The sequence below is a fragment of the Nocardiopsis halotolerans DSM 44410 genome (assembly GCF_000341065.1).
In the GTDB taxonomy this organism is placed as follows: domain Bacteria; phylum Actinomycetota; class Actinomycetes; order Streptosporangiales; family Streptosporangiaceae; genus Nocardiopsis; species Nocardiopsis halotolerans.
This window is the reverse complement of record NZ_ANAX01000267.1, coordinates 1-1,894: the sequence shown is the minus strand read 5'-3', so window position 1 is coordinate 1,894 and position 1,894 is coordinate 1. Positions and strand designations below refer to the sequence as shown.

Here is a 1,894-nt window from a genome sequence, read left to right as displayed (position 1 = left end):
GGGGGCCCGCCGCTCCTGGCCCGGCTCGGCGTCTCCGAGTAGGGGCGGTCTATCCGTCCTCGGTGACGCGCGGACGGGCGGTGAGCAGGCGGCCCGCCAGCTCGTGCAGCGCGTCGACCTCCTGCTCGGACAGGGGAGCGAGGAGCTCCGACTCCGCCTCGGCGACGGCCCGGCGGGCCTCCTCCAGGAGCCGTTTCGCCTCCGGCGTCGGCGTCACGATGTAGCGCCTGCGGTCCCTGAGGTTGCGCTCGCGCCTGACCAGTCCCTGCTCCTCCAGGTCGTCGATCAGGCCGACCATCACGTTGGGGTCCACGCCCAGGACCCGGCTCAGCTCCCTCTGGGAGGGATGGGGCATGGACTCGGCGGCGGAGAGGACGTGGAACTGCCGGGAGGTGATCCGCTGGGGCTCGAAGACCGACGCGGTGGCGGCCTGGGCCAGCTCACCCAGCTTGATCAGGCGGAAGCCGGTCGAGTGCCACATGGGAGTGTCCCATCCGGTCGCGTTCTCCATCACTCGTCCCTCGCTCAACGGATCGTCGCGGTCGACCATCAGGAGATTCTACGGTTCGTTCCGGGGACGATGCCGCGACGCTCCTCGGCGGGCACACGGAAACGGGTCCGGCGTCCTGGGACGCCGGACCCGTCACGGGCTCAGGTCACTCGAAGAGCTGGTCGATGTGGGTGATGGTGACGCTTCGGTCGATCCAGGTGTCGAGCTGATCGAGGTTCCGGCATGCGCTGATGCGCTCGCGTGCTTCCTCGGGTACGTCGATCCCACGCCTGCCGAGGAGTCGGAGGACGGCTCGTGCCTCTCCCTCGGCTTTGAGGCTCTCGGTCCAGGCGCTGGTGTACTCGTACGTGTCCGTCATCATCATTTCCTCCAGTGCCGCCTGCCCCTCGGTCTTCGCCAGCAGGTTCAGCGTGAATCCAATGTACTTTGCGGCCTGTTCCTCGTCGATGGAATCCAGGCCCGTGTGCAGGGCTTTCAGCACGTCCATGTCCTGACGGCCGTGCGCGGCGGCCGACAGCACGCCCAGGGACGGGCACCGCTCCACCTCCCCGGGGTCGGTGATGACGGGGATCCCGGACGGGCCCACCACCAGGGGCCGCAGGACGAAACCGGGATGGCCGAGGTGGATCGGTTCGGCGTACCAGTCGGCCACGGACTGCCTGGGGCAGATGGTCAGCAGGACGACCGGGCACTCGTGCCTGGACCGCAGCGCGGCCACGTACTCCGGCCACGTGAAGCGCTTGCGCTCCTTCTCGTCGCGCTGAACCTCCACGACGATGCCCATCAGCTTGCCGAGGGGATCGTCCGGGCCGGGACCGCGCAGCATGATCGCGACGTCCGACCGGCGCTCGACGGGATCGACGTGGCCGAGGTCGCACGAAGTTACCTCGCTGCGGTCGTAGTCGGGTACGTCCACGCCGAGGTCGCGCAGGAAACCGACGGCCGTGTCGGGCGCGTCGGCGAACAACTCGGCGTAGATCTGGTGTTCAGGGGAAATTGCCAAGAGCCAGACGTTACACAGGGCTACCGTTCAGTATGCATGAGTAGTCGTTATGTGGTGGCTTTTCGTGTTCGCGCTGTTCGGGTAGCGGAACGGTGCCGCGACGATCTCATAGGGGGCCGAACATGTCCGAAGGACAGAGCAGACCGCTGGTCCTGCACGTGGGACACGACGAGCTCGTCGTCCGGCGCCGCTACGAGACCGCGAGCATCGTCAACGACATCCTCATCGCCCTGTGGTTCATCGCCGGAAGCGTCATGTTCTTCTCCGAGGCCTGGACCACGGCGGGAACCTGGTGCTTCCTCCTCGGCAGCGTCGAACTGCTGATCCGCCCGGTCATCCGACTGACCCGGCAGTTCCACATCCGGAGCGTCCGCTCCTCC

3 protein-coding genes are annotated in these 1,894 nt (G+C 67.5%); 1 reads left to right on the top strand and 2 read right to left on the bottom strand.

Annotated features, from left to right (window positions below):
• Positions 1 to 49 precede the first annotated feature (49 nt).
• Both D455_RS0120625 and D455_RS0120620 read right to left on the bottom strand, forming a co-directional pair.
• Positions 50 to 511 carry a MarR family winged helix-turn-helix transcriptional regulator gene (locus tag D455_RS0120625; protein WP_026122834.1) on the bottom strand — a complete coding sequence of 154 codons (462 nt, stop codon included), beginning with the start codon at positions 509 to 511 and terminating at the stop codon, positions 50 to 52.
• Between the two features lie 145 nt (positions 512 to 656).
• The gene (locus D455_RS0120620; RefSeq protein ID WP_026122833.1) at positions 657 to 1,514 is read right to left on the bottom strand and encodes a hypothetical protein; all 858 of its coding nucleotides are present in this window, start codon (positions 1,512 to 1,514) and stop codon (positions 657 to 659) included.
• A gap of 122 nt (positions 1,515 to 1,636) precedes the next feature.
• Between D455_RS0120620 and D455_RS0120615 the strand changes: the two genes are divergently transcribed.
• Positions 1,637 to 1,894, top strand: a 258-nt coding sequence (locus D455_RS0120615; protein WP_017572587.1) for a YrhK family protein, incomplete at its 3' end; no start/stop codon positions are given.